Annotated in this window: 20 protein-coding genes; 12 read left to right on the top strand and 8 right to left on the bottom strand. The window is 64.6% G+C overall.

Going from position 1 to position 20,591, the window contains the following annotated elements:
- Positions 1-47 precede the first annotated feature (47 nt).
- From HLG70_RS26965 to HLG70_RS26945, 5 genes are all read left to right on the top strand, one after another.
- Positions 48-965, top strand: coding sequence for a LysR substrate-binding domain-containing protein (locus HLG70_RS26965; protein WP_171665023.1), 918 nt, complete (start codon positions 48-50; stop codon positions 963-965).
- Positions 966-1,066: 101 nt separating this feature from the next.
- Entirely contained in the window at positions 1,067-1,576 is a 510-nt protein-coding gene (locus HLG70_RS26960) for a DUF1993 domain-containing protein (protein ID WP_171665022.1), read from the top strand.
- A gap of 126 nt (positions 1,577-1,702) precedes the next feature.
- Entirely contained in the window at positions 1,703-3,280 is a 1,578-nt protein-coding gene (locus tag HLG70_RS26955; protein WP_171665021.1) for an FAD-dependent monooxygenase, read from the top strand.
- 103 nt (positions 3,281-3,383) lie between these two features.
- Positions 3,384-3,830: an SRPBCC family protein gene (locus HLG70_RS26950; RefSeq protein ID WP_171665020.1), complete on the top strand. Its 447-nt coding sequence runs from the start codon at positions 3,384-3,386 to the stop codon at positions 3,828-3,830.
- Between the two features lie 209 nt (positions 3,831-4,039).
- The gene (locus HLG70_RS26945) at positions 4,040-4,828 is read left to right on the top strand and encodes a hypothetical protein (RefSeq protein WP_171665019.1); all 789 of its coding nucleotides are present in this window, start codon (positions 4,040-4,042) and stop codon (positions 4,826-4,828) included.
- Positions 4,829-4,874: 46 nt separating this feature from the next.
- Here the strand turns inward: HLG70_RS26945 and HLG70_RS26940 are convergent, their stop codons facing one another.
- The 3 genes from HLG70_RS26940 to HLG70_RS26930 form a co-directional block, all read right to left on the bottom strand.
- Positions 4,875-7,196: a DUF4135 domain-containing protein gene (locus tag HLG70_RS26940; protein ID WP_171665018.1), complete on the bottom strand. Its 2,322-nt coding sequence runs from the start codon at positions 7,194-7,196 to the stop codon at positions 4,875-4,877.
- A 9-nt stretch (positions 7,197-7,205) separates the two neighbouring features.
- Positions 7,206-7,655 (bottom strand): type III secretion system chaperone, encoded by a 450-nt coding sequence (locus tag HLG70_RS26935; RefSeq protein WP_171665017.1) that lies wholly within the window; start codon positions 7,653-7,655, stop codon positions 7,206-7,208.
- Positions 7,656-7,812: 157 nt separating this feature from the next.
- On the bottom strand, positions 7,813-8,577 hold the full coding sequence (locus HLG70_RS26930) for a class II aldolase/adducin family protein (RefSeq protein WP_171665016.1): 765 nt from the start codon (positions 8,575-8,577) through the stop codon (positions 7,813-7,815).
- 163 nt (positions 8,578-8,740) lie between these two features.
- On the opposite strand from HLG70_RS26930, the gene HLG70_RS26925 reads away from it, so the two are divergent.
- The 5 genes from HLG70_RS26925 to HLG70_RS26905 all read left to right on the top strand — a co-directional run bounded on the left by HLG70_RS26925 (position 8,741) and on the right by HLG70_RS26905 (position 14,157).
- Positions 8,741-9,400: a glutathione S-transferase family protein gene (locus HLG70_RS26925; protein WP_171665015.1), complete on the top strand. Its 660-nt coding sequence runs from the start codon at positions 8,741-8,743 to the stop codon at positions 9,398-9,400.
- Positions 9,401-9,542: 142 nt separating this feature from the next.
- Complete coding sequence (locus tag HLG70_RS26920; RefSeq protein WP_234103254.1) at positions 9,543-11,195, top strand: alpha/beta hydrolase; 1,653 nt, start codon at positions 9,543-9,545, stop codon at positions 11,193-11,195.
- Positions 11,196-11,268: 73 nt separating this feature from the next.
- Positions 11,269-11,994 carry a hypothetical protein gene (locus HLG70_RS26915; protein WP_171665013.1) on the top strand — a complete coding sequence of 242 codons (726 nt, stop codon included), beginning with the start codon at positions 11,269-11,271 and terminating at the stop codon, positions 11,992-11,994.
- A gap of 238 nt (positions 11,995-12,232) precedes the next feature.
- On the top strand, positions 12,233-13,240 hold the full coding sequence (locus HLG70_RS26910) for a Bug family tripartite tricarboxylate transporter substrate binding protein (protein ID WP_171665012.1): 1,008 nt from the start codon (positions 12,233-12,235) through the stop codon (positions 13,238-13,240).
- Positions 13,237-14,157 (top strand): NAD(P)-dependent oxidoreductase, encoded by a 921-nt coding sequence (locus HLG70_RS26905; RefSeq protein ID WP_171665011.1) that lies wholly within the window; start codon positions 13,237-13,239, stop codon positions 14,155-14,157. The genes HLG70_RS26910 and HLG70_RS26905 overlap by 4 nt, the downstream gene beginning before the upstream one ends.
- Here the strand turns inward: HLG70_RS26905 and HLG70_RS26900 are convergent.
- The gene (locus HLG70_RS26900; RefSeq protein WP_171665010.1) at positions 14,154-15,053 is read right to left on the bottom strand and encodes a LysR family transcriptional regulator; all 900 of its coding nucleotides are present in this window, start codon (positions 15,051-15,053) and stop codon (positions 14,154-14,156) included. The two genes, HLG70_RS26905 and HLG70_RS26900, sit on opposite strands and share 4 nt — an antisense overlap.
- A 107-nt stretch (positions 15,054-15,160) precedes the next feature.
- On the opposite strand from HLG70_RS26900, the gene HLG70_RS26895 reads away from it, so the two are divergent.
- Both HLG70_RS26895 and HLG70_RS26890 read left to right on the top strand, forming a co-directional pair.
- Positions 15,161-15,841: an RraA family protein gene (locus tag HLG70_RS26895; protein WP_171665009.1), complete on the top strand. Its 681-nt coding sequence runs from the start codon at positions 15,161-15,163 to the stop codon at positions 15,839-15,841.
- On the top strand, positions 15,838-17,034 hold the full coding sequence (locus tag HLG70_RS26890; protein WP_234103252.1) for an alpha-hydroxy acid oxidase: 1,197 nt from the start codon (positions 15,838-15,840) through the stop codon (positions 17,032-17,034). The genes HLG70_RS26895 and HLG70_RS26890 overlap by 4 nt, the downstream gene beginning before the upstream one ends.
- 19 nt (positions 17,035-17,053) lie before the next feature.
- Here the strand turns inward: HLG70_RS26890 and HLG70_RS26885 are convergent, their stop codons facing one another.
- The 4 genes from HLG70_RS26885 to HLG70_RS26870 form a co-directional block, all read right to left on the bottom strand.
- Positions 17,054-17,992 (bottom strand): LysR family transcriptional regulator, encoded by a 939-nt coding sequence (locus HLG70_RS26885; RefSeq protein ID WP_171665008.1) that lies wholly within the window; start codon positions 17,990-17,992, stop codon positions 17,054-17,056.
- Between the two features lie 101 nt (positions 17,993-18,093).
- Positions 18,094-18,930 carry an amidohydrolase family protein gene (locus tag HLG70_RS26880; RefSeq protein ID WP_171665007.1) on the bottom strand — a complete coding sequence of 279 codons (837 nt, stop codon included), beginning with the start codon at positions 18,928-18,930 and terminating at the stop codon, positions 18,094-18,096.
- A gap of 45 nt (positions 18,931-18,975) precedes the next feature.
- Complete coding sequence (locus HLG70_RS26875; protein ID WP_171665006.1) at positions 18,976-19,656, bottom strand: fumarate hydratase C-terminal domain-containing protein; 681 nt, start codon at positions 19,654-19,656, stop codon at positions 18,976-18,978.
- Positions 19,650-20,585 (bottom strand): fumarate hydratase, encoded by a 936-nt coding sequence (locus HLG70_RS26870; protein WP_171665005.1) that lies wholly within the window; start codon positions 20,583-20,585, stop codon positions 19,650-19,652. The genes HLG70_RS26875 and HLG70_RS26870 overlap by 7 nt, the downstream gene beginning before the upstream one ends.
- Positions 20,586-20,591 lie beyond the last annotated feature (6 nt).

Below are 20,591 nucleotides of genomic sequence, written 5' to 3'. Positions count from 1 at the left end.
TGTCCCATCTACAATGACCCACACCGTGAATTGAATATGCACGAATCATGAATAATGATCTCCCGCCTGCCGACCTGCGCGTGTTCTGCGCCGTGGTGCGCGCCTCGAGCTTTTCCAAAGCCGCCGAGGGCCTGGGCATGTCGCCCGCCTACGTCACCAAGCGCATCCGGCTGCTTGAAGAACAGCTGGGCACCGTGCTGTTTCACCGCACCACGCGGCGAGTCGTCGTCAGCGAGGCGGGAGAACGGGCTTACCACTGGGCCCAGCGCATCCTTGACGACGTGGACCATCTGGTCGAGGAGGTCGGCGTCACCCGGCACGAGCCGCGCGGCCTGCTGCGCATATGCAGCAGTTTCGGGTTCGGGCGGCGGGTGGTCGCGCCGGCGCTGTCCGCCTTCGCGGCCCGGTACCCGGCGGTGCAGGTGCGCTTTGAAGTCTTTGACCGGCTGGTCGACGTCGCGGCCGAGGGCTACGACCTGGACGTGCGCGTGGGCGACGACATCGCGCCCCATGTGATCGCGCGCAAGATCGCCAGCAATCACCGCGTGCTGTGCGCCGCGCCTTCCTACCTGGAAGCGCGCGGCACGCCCCGCACGCTGGCCGAGCTGGCCGCGCACGATTGCCTGGTCATCAAGGAGCGCGACCATCCCTTCGGCGTCTGGCGCATGCGGCGCGCAGGCCAGGAGCACACCGTCAAGGTGCTCGGCCCGCTGTCGGCCAACAACGGCGAAATGGTGGTGCAATGGGCGGTGGACGGCCGCGGCATCATCCTGCGCTCGGCCTGGGACGTGGGGCCGCTGATCGCCGAAGGCAAGCTGGTGCAGGTGCTGTCGCAATACCGCCAGGAAGCCAACATCTGGGCCGTGTATCCCTCGCGCCTGAATTCCTCGGCCAAGGTGCGCGTGTTCGTGGAGTTCCTGGAGTCCTACCTGGCCGCCTCGGCCCCTCCCGTCCAGGGCCTGTAGGCACCGGAACTGAAGGAGGAAGTCCCGGACCGTTTGCTGTTAGTCTTGCCCCAGCCGCGTGGTTCTCCCACGCCCCTCTCAACGATCAAGCGAAAACCATCATGACCAGCTCCATGTACAACGCCTCCGTGCCCGTCCTCAAGCAAATGCTGTCCGCCTTGTCCGACGTGCTCAAGAAGGCCGAAGACCACGCCACCGCCAAGAACATTGACCCGAATGCCTACCTGGGCGCCCGCCTGTACCCGGACATGTTCCCGCTGACCCGCCAGGTGCAGATCGCCACGGATTTCGCCAAGGGCATCGCATCGCGTCTGGCGGGCGCGGAAGTGCCGTCGTGGGAAAACACCGAAACCACGTTTGCCGACCTGCAGGCCCTGATCGCCAAGACCCTGGCGCATGTCGGCTCCTTCACCCCGGAACAGTTCGAGCAGAGCGAAGCGCTTGAAATCGTGCTGCGCCCGGGCACGCCGAAGGAAAAGAAGCTGTCGGGAAGCGCCTACCTCCTGCACTACGGCCTGCCGCAGTTCTTCTTCCACGTGACCACCTCCTACGCGATCCTGCGTCACAACGGCATCGAAGTCGGCAAGCGCGACTACATGGGTGCCTACTGATGGCTTAGTCCGTTGACGACGCCCACGCGCTGAATTAAGTTCCCAACACGCGCAGCACCTCACTGCCAGGGCAAGCAGCACTCCCATGCGGCAGGACACGACGACCTCGTTAGCTGGGAGCTAAAAATGGTGACATCGACAACCGTCCTGGTGGTGGGCGCCGGCCCGGCCGGCCTGCTTACCGCGGCGGAACTTCAGCGCCGCAACGTCGATTGCCTGCTGATCGACGCGCATGAACGCCCCCTGGATTGGGACCGCGCGACCGTGGTGCATCCCCGGTCCCTGGAAATACTGGATACGCTCGGAATCCTGGAGCCGCTGCTGGCGGCGGGCGTCAAGCAGCGGCAGGCCCGCATCCACGCGGGCGGCAGCGTGCTTGGCGTCATCGACCTGGCGCTGAGCGGCAGCCGCTATCCCTTCAACATCGGCATCTCGGAAGAAGTCACCGAGACCGTGCTCGCCGAGCATCTCGCCCGGCTGGGCGGCCAGGTCACCCGCGCGACCAAGCTCGTCGGCCTGGAAGAGCGCGAGGACGGCGTACTGGCCACGATCGAACACGATGGCGTCCTGTCCCGCGTCCTGGCGCAATGGGTGGTCGGATGCGACGGCCACCACAGCACGGTCCGCATGCTTACCGGCATCGAGCAGGACGGGCACGACATCAACCAGCCTTGGGCCGTGTTCGATGCGGGCATCAGCGGATGGCCCCATTCGTTCGAGGCGAACTATGCCTATCTGGACCAGATACCGGTCATTCTGACCGCCTTGCCGGACGAGCGCTGGCGCGTGTATCTGCGGCCGAGTTCGCCGGAGTCCGACCTGGTCGCGGATGCCTTGTCCACGCTGCGGCGCTATCTGCCTGACGCGGGTTTTGAAGACGTCTCCCATCCCGCCCGCTTCGACTGCCACACGAAAATCGCGCAGCGCTTCCGCGCCGGCCGTATCCTGCTTGCCGGAGACGCCGCGCACACCTGCAGCCCCGCGCAGGGCCATGGCATGAATACCGGGCTGCAGGACGCCTTCAATCTGGGCTGGAAGCTCGCCCTGGTCTGCCAGGGCCATTGCTCGGCGGCACTGCTGGACAGCTATCACGCGGAGCGGCGCCCGGCCGCGGACCATGTGATGGCATCGGGCGACGCCGCCGAGAATGCGCAGATGGTCACGGATCGGGCGCAGCGCCGCGAGCGCGACGCGGCAATCCGCGCCGCCTTCGGCGACCCGGAGTCTCGGCATCGCGAAGCCGTCTCCGAAGCCGAACTCGATATCGACTATTCCGGCTCTCCCATCGTGATGGGCGACAGGCACCCCGCAATCTGGCCGGGTCAACGCCTGCCGGATCACATCGACATCCATTTTGCCGCGGGCGGCATGGGCAAGCTGCATGACTGCGCCAAGCGCCGCGGTCACACGGCCCTGCTCATCGGCGGTCCGGCCACGCCACAGCAGACGCTTGCGCAGGTTCGCCGCGACATGGAGCCGCTTTCCGACGGCGCCATCATCGAACAGGTCGTCGCCATCACGGCAAACGCCGGCGTGCCGGATGTTGACGCCTATCTGGCGCCCGCCACGGCCGACATGCTGGGCGTGAGCGGCGTCGTGCTGCTCGTGGTCCGCGCCGATGGCCATGTCGGCCTGCGGGCGGAACAGCGGCACGCCGAGACCTTGTCGGCATATGTCGAGCTGCTACGCTCGAATCAGGGCTGAACCGTCACCTGCCAAGGGTTATCCCCTATAACAATCCTGTCGATCCCGCGGTCGCCCGTTCGTCGTAGTCATACACCCACCCTTATAGAAAGGCGGACACACCATGACCACCGGAACCGTTCGACACTACCGCGTCCTGCGCGCGCCCCCCGAGCGCGTCTATCGCGCCTTCCTTGAAGCAGACGCCATCGCCAAGTGGCTTCCCCCCTATGGATACACCTGCCAGGTTCACCAGTTGGACGCCAAGGTCGGCGGCAACCACAGAATGTCCTTCCGCAATTTCGGCACCGGCCACGACGAGCATTTTGGCGGCGAATACCTGGAACTCGTGCCTTCCGAGAAAATCCGCTACACGGACAGCTTCGACGATCCCAATCTGCCTGGCCAGATGACGACCACCATTTCCCTGCGGCAGGTCTCCTGCGGCACCGAACTGGTGATCGTGCAAGAGGGCGTGCCCGAGGTCATCCCCGTGGAGATGTGCTATCTGGGCTGGCAGGAATCGCTGCTGCAGCTGGCAAGACTGGTCGAGGCCGACATTCCCGACTGACGCGCAACGCCGTGCCGGCAGGCGGTCGGCGCCCGCCTGCTTGGCGGATCGAGGAAACGGGAGCGGGTCGGATAAACCGAAACGTTTTTTCATGGTTTGACACCATGTTCCGTGGCGCGGAGCGGCCGCAGCCGCCAAAATGCGATCCGGCCATGAATACATGAAAGCGGCGACCATTCGCCGCCCGCCTCGCCGATAAAGGAATAACTGTGACGAAAGTGTCCGCCTTGCTGCTCTCCGCTGTCCTGCCCGTCGCGGCACTCGCGCAACCCGTGACGGAGCCATTGAAGCTCAATGCGGACAACAAGCTGTTCTGCAACGCCCAGACCGACTGGTGCGTCGGCATCAAGACGGACGGCACCTTCGAGACGAACGGCCCGTTCGCGACCAGCCGCACGCTGCGCACCGATAGAGCGTTCTGGGACTCGCCCGAAATTCCGGATTTCAAGCAATTTTCGGTATGGCCTGAACTCATCCGCTTGAGCGAGGAACGCGCGCTGGTCGGCGTGATCGGCCCAGAGCAGCCCGACTTCAAGGCGGAGACCTCGTTCTCGGGCGGAGGCTTCACGCGCAGGGACCTGTATCTATACGATGTCAGCCTGGGCGAGCCGACCAGCGGCAATCTGGTGTTCGTCATGCCGTACACCGCCGACGCGTCGATCCGGGCCTGCTTCAACGACTCCGACCAGAAAAAACGCGCCGGCCAATGCAGCGACGTCTACAGCTTCAAGGCAGCGCTGAAGGCCTTGCCGGGCAAGGAATATCCGGACCTGCAGGTCACGACCAAAGCGACGCGCTCTCCCGCCGGGGTCAGCCGCCATGCCGACTCCAGCGCGATGCCCGCGTTGACCAAGGACCAGCTGACGCCCCAGGCAGACAAGCAGTGCAGCTACACGGTCACCTACAAGTGGCAAGCCCAGGGCTCGGTCTATGAGCCGGCGTCGCCGCTGCCGGATTGCGCCGAATTCCTGCAGGCCTCGCCGCGATCCAAGCCATAAACCCTGCGACCACCGCCAGCCGCCGGCAAGCGGCTGTGCGGTCCACTCAAAATGGCTCGTCCATTTGAACAAAATCGGACTCTTGTGCGCCCAGTCCCTGAAGCAATTGCACGGTCTTCGGTTCGGCCACCATAAGGCCCAGCAGGCTGCCGTCCTTGGGCGCCTGGGCGGCAAGCCACGCCTTTGCCGCTACGCCCAGCCGTGCGCCCAGCGAGTCAATGTCCTTCGGATTCAGTTCCCCTAGCTGTTTCTGCACCGCTGCGCGCTCCGCGTCCGACAGCTCGAAGTATGCGTTTTGCGTTTTGTCCGCTCCCCAGGAGACCGGGGTGTCGCCATTGAAGAACAAGCGGGTGTCGTCCATGCGCCTGCTGAAATACGGCACGTCGTGGTCGCGGTACGCCGCGAGCATCAGGTCCATCATGACGCCGTCGCGCTGGTCGCTTCCTTTCTGGTCCAGGCCGGACACATGTGCAGTGGTCGCAGACTGCAGATTGAGCTTTATTCCCCCGCGCAAATCCGTTCCCAGTGCCGCGGTTTGCACCTCCTCCGTCGTCTTCGCGTGGTAGGAAGCGTCGAAGAATTCCGACAAAAGAGAGCGTTGATTGGTCGTATTGATCGGGTGCACACGCACATGCAGCTTCGCGGCGTCATCGAGGAATTCGCCGTAGTCGGCCAGGCGGTTCGCTGATGAAATCAGCCCTTCCTTCACTCCCCGGGCGAAATCTCCGGAATATCGAAGGTTGAGCGTCTCCCGGTACTTCTGCTCTCCTTCTTCCGTCATGCGAGTCCGTTGGGGCGGAGCGAGCGCGCCATGCGTATCCAGCAATTGACCGTTCTCCTGGACCACCAGCAGGCTCTCGGTCACATCATCCTGCCGGCGAAGCTGCTGGAAAATTCCGTCCGCATCGATGTAGTATCCCGGCTTCAGGCCATTTGAATCCACGCCCTTCGTCACCCCCATGGTCATGCCCATGGCGTCCATCAGTTCCCCGAACTTCACTCCCAGCTCAGCGCTGTCGGTTTGCCCCATCAAGTCGGCCAGCTTGCCGTGGATGGACGGCGTCAGCGCGAATTCCAGATCGCTGAAATAGGGTTTCCGTCCGCTCACCATGATGTTCTCGTGGTGCAAGTCCGCCGCGCCGGCCAGCATCATCGCGGCGGCGCCGCGTCCCAACAGTTCGTAATAATCCTTGGCCTCGGCGCCATTTGCCAGGAACTGGTCCGGGCTGCCGTTGGGCAGAAACTCCACATAGCCGTAATGTCCGCTCTCGTTCGCGTCGGCCGGCCACTGGTCGTGACCGGGCAGCGGCTCGTGCGCGCCATCCTGCAGCGGAAGAAACTTGTAAGTCAGCTCCGTGGCCCCGGCGATCTCCATCATGCTGGGGCGGCCGTTGGCCAGGCCGGCGCCGGACAATGCCTCGTCGATCCTGACGTCGCGCGGCTTGTATACGACTTTCTGATCATTGCCAAAATCGAGAATGACCACACGGTTCCCGCCTTTGTGGGGATCGCTGCTGGTGATGGTCAGACCCTGCAGGCCGGCGGAGACATTCGCGCCGCCGAAAAAAACTCCGGAAACGCGGCCCAGATCCCCGCCCAGCCGGCTCAGCAGCGTCGTCACGTTGCGAGTGAAGGCAGTCTTCTCGGCGTCCAGCTGGGTGCGCAATCCCGGCACGACTGCGCACAGATCGTCCAAGCCATTGACGAGACAATTCAGGACCGGCTGGACCGACACCCCTTTCAAGGGATCGTCCCGGCCCTGCTCCACCCCCTGCAGCTTGTAACTGATCAGCGCGCGGGACACGCACTCTTCCAGCCGCGCGCCAAGCTGGCGTCCCAGGTCGGGCAGCAACGCGGCACCGGGCGTTGCATCGAATTTCGCCACCAGGTTGTGGAGACCGCCAAGTGTTTGCCGCAGTTCACGAGCCAGGAGCTTGCCATGCGGCCCCTCGGGCAATTTCACGGCGTCCATCACGGCATTGAGCGTCTCTTCAGATACGGCCGCGACGGGAGGAGATTGCGCTGCGTCGCGGGCCGCCATCCGGGCATCACGGCCGGCGTCGCTGATGAGGTTCGTGATCCGGCTGGCGGTCAGCGGCTCCGCTGGATTCAGGCTGGCGCCCGCGCCGCTGCCGGCACCCCCGTAGTGCGCGCCCAGCGCACCCTGGAACGCATTGACGGCGTCACGGTTGTCTTGCACCACCTTTCCCGCCGCGGACTGCGTGATGAATCCGCTGAACATCCAGGTAATCAGCCCGCCCAGGGTGTTCTGGCTGTCATTCTTGAGTTGGCCGCCGTCGACGACGACACGGTCCGCGTCGGGATTGGCGCGAGCAAAGCTGGCGAAGGAACCGAGTCCGATGGTCATGTCCGCCTCCTAGACCTGCAACCAGGAATCCGCGGACGCCGTACTGACCGCGTCGGGCTCCGCCCCCTTGGCGAAGGCGTCGATCCAATGCCTGGCCACTTCGACGAACTCTCCGACCCAGCTTGCCAGCGCGGCCCCGCTCAGGGCCGCCAGCGGCCTGTGCGACGAGATGACTGCCGTATCCGACGCAGGCGCCATGCCGAACATGTAAGCGCCGCCACCCGCCCCGTTGGCCCTCAGCATGCGAACCTGCCAGGTGCCCCGGTGTTCCGCGGGCGGCGCGCCCAGGGGCGCAAAAATGACCAGCCCGTCCCTGCCGGGGTCCTGGCCTATGTTCACAGGCACGGCCCCGTCGACCAGAAAGCTGCAGATCCCGCGCTCATCGGTGGGCATTTCGGCCTGCCCGATCACCGCCGCGAACTCATCGAGCAACTCGGCAAACCTTTCGGACGTGAACATACGCAGGCTCCTTCAGTGCGGAATAAGGGGGAACTCCGCCATGTGAGTAACCTGCGAGGGCGCCATGGTTCCACGCCAGGAGTGGCTGGCGCGCATTTTTTTGCGTGGCCGCCTGCCCGGCCCTGCCGGGCCTGTGCCTGTCCAGGGCCTGTTAACCCTAGTCCGCGTAACCTGGGTTGCGGCGGTCCAGCCGACGCAGCAGTCCCGGCCAGGCCAGCGCGGCCTTGTGCGCCCGGTCGGCTGGCGACTCCACCGCGGCGCGCTCCAGGATCTCGGGCGGGATGTAGGTCAGTTCCCCTCCCGCCTGCGCCCGCACCTGCACCATGCAGGCCGCTTCGAGCCTGTGCATGGCCTGGAATGCCTCGGCCATGGTCTGGCCCACGGTCAGCAGACCATGGTTGCGCAGGATCAGGTAATTGTTGCTGCCCAGGTCCCGCACCAGCCGCGGCTGTTCTTCGGGATTGAGCGCCAGGCCTTCGTAGTCGTGATAGCTGAGCGAGCGCAGCGCAATGAACGCAAACTGCGACAGCGGCAACAGGCCCGCCTTCTGCGCCGACACCGCCACCCCATTGATGGAGTGCGTGTGCAGCACGCACATCGCGTCCTTGCGGGCGGCGTGGATACAGCTATGAATGGTGAAGCCAGCCGGATTGATGTCGTACTCCGACTCCATCACCTTGTTTCCGGCCAGATCGATCTTGACCAGGCTGGATGCCGTGATTTCGTCGAACATCATGCCGTAGGGATTGATCAGGAAATGCTCGGTGCCCGGCACCTTGGCCGTGATGTGCGTGAAGATCAGATCGTCCCAGCCAAACAGCGCCACCAGCCGATACAGCGCCGCCAGGTCCGTGCGGACCTGCCATTCCGTTGCGCTGACTTGTTCGCGCACGCTGGCGCCTTGCTTGCTTACCGTGTCCATCTCGTCTCCACCTTTTGCTATGCGCCCGCAGCCACAGTGCCGCTGGCCTGCCTTGCACTTTATCCCTTTCATGCGGGCACGGCACGGCGGGAAAGACCTGCGTCCGTCTGGTGAAACATACCCAGACCGATTAATCTGTCGGCCTGAATCAGGAGGCTCCGCAATGTCGCTCGCGCTATACGGTCATCCCTTTTCTTCGTACACCCAGAAGGTCCTGATCGCGCTTTATGAAAACGGCACGCCGTTCGAGTTCCGGTGCATCGGGCCGGATACGCCGCAGCATGCGACGGAATGGCTGCGTCGTTGGCCGCTACACAAGTTCCCGCTGCTGGTGGACGACGCGCGCGACGTCGCCGAAACCAGCATCATCGTCGAATACCTGCAACTTGCGCACCCCGGGCCGGTACGCCTTCTGCCCGCCGATCCGATGGCCGCGCTGGACGTCCGCTTTCTCGACCGGTTCTTCGACCTGCATGTCATGAACTGGATACAGCACGCGGTGAACGGCGCGCTATCGGGCGACCCCGCCAAACGCAAGGAAGGACTGGCGCTTGCCGTGGAGAAACTGGAACTCGCCTACGCCTGGCTCGAAGGGCAGCTTGCCGGCAGGACCTGGGCCGCGGGCGCGGACTTCACCCTGGCGGACTGCGCGGCCGCCCCCTCGCTGTTCTACGCGGACTGGACGCACCGGATTTCCGAGGCCTTCCCCCAGTTGCGGGCCTATCGCGCACGCTTGCTGGCGCGCCCGTCCTTCGCCCGGGCAGTGGAGGAAGCCCGGCCTTTCCGGCCGCTCTTTCCCCTGGGAGCGCCTGACCGCGACTGAAGGAACGCGCATCCCCGCGTCAACATGCGAGAATCCACACCACCCCCTCCGGATGAGGATGTCCCCAGTGCCGCAAACCCTGCATCGACACCTGCCTTCATTTTTCCGGTCGCACCTGGAGTCCCTCTCCGGCGTTGGCCTCATGCTCGGCACGCTGTTCTTCGCCGCAGCGCTCACGCCTACACTCATTCCCCGCACCCATATCACCCAGGGCGTTCTCGCCGGGACCTGTTTTGCGGCGGGCTATGGCTTGGGCGTGCTGTGGCACTGGCTGTGGGCCTACATGGAACTGCCGGAACCCAGGGCGCGCGCGGGACGGATCATCAACGCCATCATCGGCGTGCTCTGCCTGTCCGTGGCGGTCCTGTTCCTGTGGCGCACGGCGGAATGGCAAAACACGATCCGGGCCTTGATGGAGATGGAGCCCGTGACCAGCGCGCACCCCTTCAAGGTCAGCGCGATCGCCCTGCTGACGTTCGCCGCGCTGCTGGCGCTGGCCCGGCTGTTCAAGCTGGTCGCACGGTTCCTTGCCGCGCAGGTGCGCCGCGTGGTGCCCCGGCGCGTGGCCAACGTGACGGGCGCGGTGATCGCGATCCTGATCTTCTGGCTGCTGGCCACCGACGTATTCTTCCGCGGGGCGCTGCACGTGCTGGACGCCTCGTTCCGAGAATTCGACGCGCTGCTCGAGCCCGAGCGCCCGCAGCCCACCGCCGCGCTGAAGACGGGCGGCCCCCAATCCCTCATCCAATGGAATGAACTCGGCCGGGCGGGCCGGGAGTTCATCGCCGCAGGGCCCAACGCCAGCGAGATCAAGGCGCAATCGGGGCGCGAGGCCATGGAGCCCATCAGGGTGTACGTCGGCCTGCGCGGGGCTGCCACGCCCCAGGCCCGGGCCCGGCTGGCGCTGGAAGAGATGAAGCGCGTGGGCGCCTTCGAGCGCTCCGTCCTCGTGGTGGTCACCCCCACGGGCACGGGCTGGATAGACCCCGCGGCCATGGATTCGCTGGAATACCTGCAACATGGCGACGTCGCCAGCGTGGCGATGCAGTATTCCTATCTGTCCAGCCCGCTGTCGCTGCTGGCCCAGCCGGAATATGGCGCGGAGGCGGCGCGCGCCCTTTTCCTGGCGGTCTACGAATACTGGACCGCCCTGCCCAAGGACAAGCGGCCCAGGCTGTACCTGCACGGTCTGAGCCTGGGCGCGATGAACTCCGCCGGATCGGCCGAGCTCTTCGAGATGATCGGCGACCCCATCCAGGGCGCGCTGTGGAGCGGCCCGCCCTTCGAAAGCCGGGTCTGGCGCACGATCACCGACGCCCGCAACCCGGGTTCACCCGCCTGGCTGCCGGAACTGCGCGACGGCGCCTTCGTGCGGTTCATGAACCAGCAAGGCTCGCCCGTGCCCGCGGACGCGCCATGGGGCCCGATGCGCGTCATCTACCTGCAGTACGCAAGCGACCCCGTCACGTTCTTCGACTACCGCGACCTGTACCGCCGCCCCGCCTGGATGAACCCGCCCATGGGTCCGGACGTGTCGCCCGAGTTGCGCTGGTACCCCGTGGTCACCATGTTGCAGCTTGCGCTGGACATGGCCGTGGGCACCAACACGCCCATGGGCTATGGCCACGTGTATGCGCCTCAGCACTATGTGGACGCCTGGGTCGAGGTCACCAACGTGCGCGACTGGTCGCCCGAGGCCCTCGCCGGCTTGAAGACATATCTGCTGGAAAGGGCCCGCGCGGCGATGGAAGACGAGCAAGGCAGCGAAGGCGCCTACGAGGGGCGCGGGGGCTAAGCCCCCCCCCGACAGGGCCCGGCGTATCCCTCCCGTGTCGCGGGCCCTGTCCAAGCCGGAACCATCACCAGAAATGAACCCAGCCCCCCAAGACCGCCTCACATCCTATTTCTGGAGCGGCGACGCCATCCGCAGCCGCAGCGTGAGCGGCGTCGTGCTGACAGGTCATCTGGACGTGCCAGCCCCGCCCGCCCGCCTGTTGGCCGATTGGGAGCGGGAGATCAAGACTCGATTATTCCTGGAGCCCGGAGACGTCGAGCAGATGCCCCTGGCGCGCACGCGCGGGCGCTGGCCTGAATTCGATCTCTGCCTGCAGGCCATGCGCGCCTGGATGCATACGCTAGGGCTGCATGACGCGCTTGCCTCCAGCGATGTCGATCTCATGGCGTGCCGCGGCGCCCGGTATCACCATGACGGCGCGCAGTACGGCGGGGCCGCGTTCTGCAACCTGTTCCTCAGCGAGGACAAGGGCCTGGACGTGCACTTTCCCGTCACGGGCCATCGCATCCCCCTGACCCGGGGCACCGCCATGGTCTTCGATACCTGCCAGCCGCACGCCGTCATTCCGCGCGGCGGCAGCGGCTTTCATGAGGCCGACTTCGCGTCCGGGCTGGATCTCACGCAACTGTTCCTGACCTGGGAGCTTCCCATCGAAACGGCCTGCGTCGCGCAGGCGCTTGGGATCGCCTTCGACGTGGAGCCTGCCACGGCGTCGCGACTGGATGAAGAGCAGGTCCGGGTAAACGGCTCACGCGCCATCCTCAGCGCGGAGTGCGGACGGTGGGAGCGCGCCTCCTGACCGAAGGCGGCCGACGCCAGCGGGTCCGGTTTCACCAGAGTGCCGAAGCCGCATTGGGCGTTCGTCCGACGAAACCCGTATCCATCTAAAAAAGCGATACACACGACCCACTTTTTATCGCTTTGAATTGCCATTCCGCCCGCGTACATTCGCCACACAATGCCGCTATATCTCTACGCGCCTGCATCCTTGCTTGCGCCACCAAAGCGAACAAACCGGCACCAAGGAGACAAGAAAAATGGGCGGAATCAATCCACCGCAGGATGATCGGCTTGCAGGCAGGCGGCGCACGCTGCAAGGACTGGGCTCATTGCTGGGCCTCGCCATTTCCCCTGCCCTGGTTCGTACGGCGGCCGCGACGCCCGCAGCCTGGGTTCCGGAAAAACCGATAACAATCCTGGTCGGCTTTGCCGCGGGGGGGTCCGCCGACCAGATTGCCCGCAATCTGGCGTCAGCGGCCAGGCATAAATCGCCAGTGCCAGTGGTAGTCATGAATAAACCCGGCGCCGCAGGCGCGGTGGCTGCGCAAACCGTCGCGCAGACAGCCCCCGACGGCTATACGCTATTCGTGGGCGGCGGCAGCGAGACCACTTCGCTCGGCAATCACCAACAATTGAGCTACGACCCGCGCAGTTCCTTTCGAGCCATCATCAAAGTGGCCCGCCTGCCCAGCGTCCTCGTTGTCCGCGCGGATTCCCCCTACCCCGACATGCGCGCCTTGCTCGCCGCGGCCAAGGCGGCGCCCGAGAAGCTATCGTACGGCTCGACGGGACATGGCGGAATCTTCCACTCCACCGCCTTGATATTGGAGAAGATCAGCGCCATCAGGCTTCTGCACGTACCGTACAAGGGCGCTGCGGAATCAATGGCGGCGCTGGCGGGCGGCCAGATCGACATGGCCTTCGGCGCGCCGGAAGAGGTACAGGGACTGGTGGCCGGGGGACGGCTGCGCCCGATCGCGATCTTCTCGAACTCAAGGGTCGAGGCCTACCCCGATGTCCCCACCATGACCGAACTGGGCTATCCGGTAGCGGTGGACAACATGAAGGGGCTGCTCGCGCCGAAGGGACTACCCGACAACGCCTACCAATGGCTGTTCGAGACGTTCCACGACGCGATGCAGTCGCCGGAGTTCCTGCAGTACGCGAAGTCTTCCGGCCTGAGCATCTCATATGCGGACGGGCCGGCATTCCAACGCGAGATCAACGACAGCTTCGAAGCGATCAAGAAGGCGATTCAACAATGAGCGAACACGCAAGCGCGATCAAGGACGCGCCCACGCCAGTGGGTTTTGTCGGATTGGGCGTAATGGGGTTGGGCATGGCCGGCTGCCTGTTGCGCAAAGGGTTCCCGCTGAGCGTGCACAACCTGCATCCTGAACGGACCGCGGCGCTGTGCGCGGCCGGGGCATTCGCCGGCACGCTTGCCCAGGTGGGAGAGCGCAGCCGTATCGTGGTGCTGAGCCTGCCCGACACCGCGGCGGTCGACGACGTGCTCTTTGGGTCGGCGGGACTGGCTTCCACCCTGCCTGCGGGGTCCTGCGTGATCGACACCAGTACCATTTCTGCCGACGCCACGCGACGCATCGCCAAGCGCCTTGGTGACCAGGGAATTGCCTTTCTTGACGCCCCCGTCAGCGGCGGGCAACAAGGCGCCGCCGACGGCACACTGAGCTGCATGGTCGGCGGCGATTTCCAGGCCTTTCAGACCTGCGCCGGCGTCTTGGCGGCTTTTACCTCACGCGCTATCTACATGGGCGCCTCGGGCACGGGCCAAGTCACCAAATCCTGCAATCAGATCGCAGTCTCGGCAGCCTTGCTGGGGGTTGCGGAAGCCTTGGCGCTGGCCACGCGGCAAGGGGTCGATCCGGCCCAGGTCCGGGAGGTGCTCCTCGGCGGCGCGGCACAAAGCTTCTCCCTGGAAAAGCATGGCCCGAGAATCATCGCGGGCAACTTTCAGCCCGGCTTTCGTGCAACGCTGATGCGCAAGGATCTGAGGCTGGCGCTGGATAGCGGACGCGAAGGCGGCGTCTTCATGCCGGTCGCGGGCATGGCGGCCCAGCTGCTGGACATCCTGTGCAATCGGGATGAAGGCGACCTGGACTGGTGCGCACTCGGCGGCCTGGTCTCGGAGCTGTCCGGCGCGGCGAACAACAGGGCCTAGAGCATACGATTGGGCAGGTCGAAATCGGCAACCTCGCTGACCAGTTGCCTCATCTGGCGCACCAGCGGCCGGATATCGTCGCGCCGCGCCTGAAACGAGTATGACAAGGGCGGCAGGGGCGGCCGGCTCTCCATGACGACCACGTCGCCACGCGCCGACAGTTGCTTCACCCATGCCTCCGGCAGGAAGCTGATGCCGACGCCGGCGACGACCATGCCGGCGATGGCCGCCAGGTTGTTGCATTCGAGCCGGCGGTCCACCGCCAGTTCGTTGCTGACCAGCCAGTTGTCAAACTCGCGGGCGGACCCGGCATCACTGGGCATGGTGATAACCGCCACTTGAGAGAACAGGTCGGAAGAAATCAAGCGGCGGTTGCCCACCAGCACCGGCGCCGCGCCCCATACAAAATTCACGTCCCGTATTGCATGGCTGGTGATTGCGCCACGCCTGGAAGTGCCGGCGACAACGGCAAAATCCAGTTCGCCGCTTTCCACCTTTTCTTCCAGCACCCGCCCCATGTCGATACGGGGCTCCAGCACCAGTTCCGGGTAGAGCTGACGCGCGCGGGCGACGAACTGCGGCAACCAGCTCAGCGCGGCGAGTTCGCCCATGCCAAAGCGGCACACCCCTTTTACGAGAGGCGTATCGGCCATCGATTCCCTGACCTCGTCAACGGTGCACAACAGCTTGCGGGCCAAAGGCAGGAACGTCTGACCCGCGGTGGTCAGGCTGGCGCGATGACCGGAGCGATCGAACAGCGGCTTGCCCAACTGCGCTTCCAGCTCGGCCAATCGTTTGGATAGAGACGACTGCGACAGATGGAGCCGCTCCGCCGCCAACGAAAAACTGGCCAGCGTGGCGGCCCAGTAAAACGCTTCTATCTGTTTGAAGGTCATTTCATCGCTTTTGGCGATCAATAATCAGCGCAATATATCACTTTATTGATCCCAAACGAGTCCCTAAAGTTAGGCCCTCAACATGCCTCAGCACCAGGAGATTCGCCATGCAGCCCGGGTTCCGCATCCTTCCGCACGTCAGCACCGATCCGAAGCTGATCGCCTTGTTCGCGGACATTCCCGCATCCATCGTCAGCGACAACATGAACCGGGTGACCGGCACTTGGGGGTTGCACCCGTACCATCGCCCGAACGTGTCCCTGCTCGGCCCCGCGTTGACGGTAAGGGTGCGTAGCGGCGACAACCTGATGATCCACAAGGCCCTGCAGATGGGGCGGCCCGGCGACGTGCTGGTGGTTGACGGCGACGGCTGTCTCGACCGCGGACTGGTCGGAGAAATCATGAAGCGCGTGGCGCAGAAGCGCCAGTTCGCCGGGCTGGTCATTGATGGCGCCGTTCGCGACATCGCCGCCTACCGCAACGACGATTTCCCTTGTTATGCACGCGGCGTGTGCCATCGCGGCCCGTTCAAGGAAGGCCCCGGCGAGATCAACATTCCCGTATCGATCAGCGGGGTGGTTGTGCATCCGGGCGACATTGTGATCGGTGACGATGACGGCGTGGTGTTCGTGCGACCGGAAGACGCTCCCGCGCTGGCCGAAGCGTCGCGCAAGAAGATGGCGGCCGAGGCTGCAACGTTTGCAGCGATCGCGAATGGCACGTACGACGAGACCTGGATCGACGCCTCGCTGCGCGCCCGCAACGTCCTGCCCGCCAGCGCATCGTGAACCGCAAGCTCCATCGCGTTCTGTCACTGGACGACTTCGAGCGCGCCGCGCGCCAGCACCTGCCAAAGCCGATATTCGGCTACATCGCAGGCGCCGTGGAAAACGGCACGACTCTGCGTGAGAACCGAAGTGTTTTCGACGAAATCGGCTTTATCCCGCGCAATGTCACCGACGTATCGCAACGCAGCACCGCATTGAGCCTGTTCGGGCACGAATATTCCGCACCGTTCGGCATTGCTCCGATGGGCATCAGCGCGCTTTCGGCGTACCGGGGCGACCTTGTGCAGGCCGGTGCGGCGCGCGCGGCGAATGTGCCGATGATGATGAGCGGCTCTTCTCTGATCCGGATGGAAGAGATCGCCGAGCGATGCCCGGAAACCTGGTTCCAGGCATATCTTCCCGGAGAGCCCGCGCGCATTTCGGCACTGATAAGCCGCGTCGCCGATTCCGGATTCAAGACGCTGGTCGTCACCGTGGACTCGCAAATCCTCGCAAATCGCGAGCACAATATCCGCGCGGGGTTCTCAACACCATTGCGTCCATCCTTGAGTCTGCTCTGGGAGGGCGTCACCCATCCCCGATGGTTGATCGGCACGGCATTGCGCACGCTGCTGCGCCATGGCATGCCCCATTTTGAAAACAATTACGCTCAACGGGGCGCCCCTATCCTGGCCCGCAACGTAGCCCGCGATTTCGGAGGCCGCGACCATCTGACGTGGTCGCATGTCCATCAGGTACGCCAGCAATGGCGCGGCCGGCTGATCATAAAAGGCGTGATGTGCGCAGAGGACGCACTGCTGGCCCGCGACAATGGCGCGGATGGCATCGTGGTCTCGAATCATGGCGGCCGCCAGCTCGACAGCACGGTATCGCCTTTGCGCGTGCTGCCCGGCATAGTCGCGGCGGTCAACGGCGCCATGCCCGTGATGATAGACAGCGGCTTCCGGCGCGGCACCGATGTACTGAAGGCCCTGGCATTGGGCGCGGCGTTCGTGTTCATTGGCCGCCCATTCAACTATGCGGCAGCGATTGCCGGAGAGGCCGGCGTGCGGCACGCCATCGATCTGTTAAGCAGCGAAGTTCACCGCAATATGGGCATGCTGGGCTTGAACCGGCTGTGCGACATCAGTCCTGAAAAGCTGATGGCTATCGGCCCGCTGCCTTTGCCGCCTGGGACGCGCTCCATCGCCTAAACCATTCCATTGCGCCCCGTCACGCGCGGCGTGCCCGGGAATCGGACGCTTTGCCGCGCGGCTTGGCTGGCAACGCCCCGCGCGTCGTGGCGGGGCTGGACACCTCGCGCAGCGCGTCGAGCAGCGCCTGCGAGAAATGCGTGCGCGGATTGTCGCGCGGAACCAGAATGCCAAGGCGGCGAGTCAGGGGCGGATCGCCGAAGGGGAGCTTGCGGATCGACGCGGGAAACTCGTTCGTGACGCCGCGGGCGGGCACGACCGACACGCCCAGCCCGTTGGCCACCATGGCCACGACGCCGTCGAGCGAGTCGATTTCCATTGTGGATTCCACTCGCAAGCCGCGGCGCGCGATCTCGTCGTTGATGATGCGGGCAACGCGGGCAAGCCGGTTGAATCGCACATAGGGGTTGTTTTCCAGGATTTCCTGGTCGGTATCGCCGACGGCGGATTTGTGCGCGATCACCACGAACGGCTCGTCGAAAAAGGGCGTGAATTCCAGCTCGCCCCGGCAGATCTCGGGCTCGGTCACCAGCGCCACATCGATCTGGCGGTGATAGACCGCCATTTCCAGTTCATGCGTCAGACCCACCGTGAGACGGATCTCTATGCCCTGCCCTTGCTGCTGGAGCCGCTTAAGGGCCAATGGCAACAGCCCCGAGACCGACGTATGCACGGCTCCCAGCTTGAGCACGCCCCCGGCGGCTTCCCGTTTCAGGGATTCGCTCAGGCTCTCCCAATGCGCGATGAGGTCCCGCGCGCGGTGTATCAGGCTCAGTCCGCTGGCGGTCAAGACAGGCGGACGGCGGCTGCGGTCGAACAGGACGATGCCCAGCTCTTCTTCCAGCGCGGCCATCTGCATGCTGACCGCGGAGAGCGACAGGCCTATCACCTTGCCAGCCTCCCCGAAGCTGCCGCGGTCAGCGACCGCCACCAGGGTGTAGAGCGTCTTTACATCCATCTTTGTCCTTCGAGTAGTGAGGCTGCGGCTGACGCGCGACCGCGTCCCCTCCTGGCGTTTCAAGCTGCATTTTAGTCAAGCCCCGGCCTTGACCGCCTGCGTTACAGGCCGAGGAGGCGCCGGGCGTTCCCCCCCATGATCTTGCGCAGGTTTTCAGAACGGATGGGCAGAGCTTCAAACCACTGCTTGTATTCCCTGACCGGGCAGAATGGAAAGGAGCTGGCATAGAGAATCCGGTCCGCCAGGAAGCCATCGGCCGCCTTGACGTACTCCTCCCATCCCGGCATGCGCGAGAAATACATATCGGGCGAGAGGTACAGGTTGGGCCGCCGAAACGCGATATGCAGGATCTCGGTGACCCAAGGCCAGCCGCCATGCGCCACCACGACGTTCAGCTTGGGAAAGTCGGCCAGTACGCGGTCGGTGCGGATGGGGTCGGAATAGCTGAGGTCGGGGCCGGCCGTTCCGCCCACCATGAGAATGATCGGAACGCCGCGGTCTTCGCAGTGCGCATAGATGGGATAGAGCCGGCGGTCGTCCGCCAGCAGCGGGATCGGATAAGAGCCCGGCTCGATGTTGATGAGCCTGAACCCCTGTGCAAGAGCGGTGTCGATCATGTCGATGGCTTGCCGCCGGGAAGACGGGTCGATAGACGCCGCGCCGATGAATCGCCCGCCGTGGTCGTTGACCAGGGCAAGCACGTCGGCGTTCGGCACGCTGCCCAGCGTGCCGGCCAGCCGGCCGACCACCACGCCCCGCTCCACCCCGGCATCGTCCATTTCACTGAGCAACAACTCCATGGACTGGCGCTGCGCGGCGGCCGACGGTTCAAAACCGACCGAGCGGGTAAAGCCGTCGCGCCGTTCTCCGGCGGAGTACATCAAGGTATCGAGAAAGCCCGCCACGGGCGGCCTCAACCTGAAATCGATAACGGTCATTGCGGATATCCTCGTCGTCGGCGGATTGGGATGGAGCCGGCACGGCTACATCACCTCTTTCTTCCGGTTATCGGTCTCGCCATAGCGATGCAGCGCGGGCGGCTTGAGCCCGGCGTAAAGTGCTTCGATTCCTGCGTTGATCTGCTCGCCATGCCGGGCAAAGAGCGAATTCCCCTGCAGGTCGCTTTCGACAATGAACGGGCCGAACTCTTCGACGTCGAACATCCACATGGCTTGGGCAATGCCCAACTCGTCCAGCCAGAACACATCCTGCACGCGCTTGATTCCGCGCCCGAGCAAGGCGCCCGTGCCATAGCCTACGGTCGTCAGATAGATGGCGCCCGCGGGCACGAACACCTTGGCGTAGTCTTCCGCGGGCATCCCGCCCTTGCCGATGATGATGCGGGTGCCGCTCAAGCGGAACCAGTCCGCCATCCACTTGGAAAAACGAAAGCTGGCCGTGGCGGTGACGGCGCCGACGTTGTAGCCGCCGGCCGCATCAGGCGCCGCCGCCGGCGAACAGTGGAAATTGACGTTGCTGATGGTTGGCAAGTCCACGGGCAGCGGCTGCCCTTCGGCCAGCACCTTCTGGTAGACGCCTTCGCGCGCGGTGTAGACCACGCCCGTCAGGTACACGATCGCGCCAATCTCCAGTTTGGCGATATCTTCAGGCGTTGCCGGCAGCTTCAGGTGAAAGATCTTCAGGCCATTCTGTTCGTCTACCATTCGACTGTCTCCCGGCGCATGTAGGGGGTGAACCATTGCGGGTCGGTGCGGTACTCGATGGACCCGTCTGCATGGATGCGCGCGGTTGCCCGGCGCGAGGAAAGGCAAAATGTATGCATGCTCACCGGCATGCCGCCCGTATGCGTGTGCCCGACCTCGATGTGGCAGTCAACCACCATCGACGTGCCGACAAATCCCATTGCGCCCATGCCGATCGAATTACCCAGTTTTTTCAGTTCGAGTTCCAGCTCGGCGATCTTCGGATCGGGATTGCGGTCGCCTACCGTGCGCAGACAGGCCGCCTGCTTGCCCAGCTGCATGCAGGTGTCTTTCGAGCCGCCGATGCCCACGCCCACGATCGCCGGCTGACAGGCCAGGCCGCGCTTTCCGAACGCGATCAGGGTATCCAGGACAAAGCGCTTGATGCCATCGATGCCGTCCCCGGGAAAGAGCATGCGGTAGTCGGTGCCGAACAGCCCGCCCTTGTGCACCGTCGTGACGTCAATCCAGTCGGCATCCGGTTCGAAGGTCCATTCGACTTCGGGCGCGTTGATGCCGACGTTGTTGTTGTTGTCGGTGCGCCATAGCGGGTGGACGCGATTGGGCCGCAACGGCACGGTGGTGGTCGCCTGCGCCGTGGCGGCGCGCAGGGCGCGCTCCACGCCGACAAAGCCGGTCTCCACGCTGGCGTTGTTGCCCACCTTGACGTAGTAGCGGGGCAGCCCGGTGTCTGCGCACATGGGGCGGCGGTCGGCATCGGCCGCCTCCCAGTTGTCCACCATGGCATGCAGCACGAAGCGCGGCAATTGCCCGGTTTCCGTTTTCTGCATGCTCTTGATCCCGCTACGGTAGTCTTCCGGAATCTCAATGGCCGCGCGTGTCATGATTTCGAGCGCGGCCTCTTCGATGCGATTGATGGCGATGGTCATCGACGG

The sequence above is a fragment of the Achromobacter deleyi genome (assembly GCF_013116765.2).
GTDB lineage: Bacteria > Pseudomonadota > Gammaproteobacteria > Burkholderiales > Burkholderiaceae_B > Achromobacter > Achromobacter deleyi_A.
Note: the sequence above shows the minus strand (reverse complement) of the source record. Positions and strands in the feature narration are given on the sequence as shown.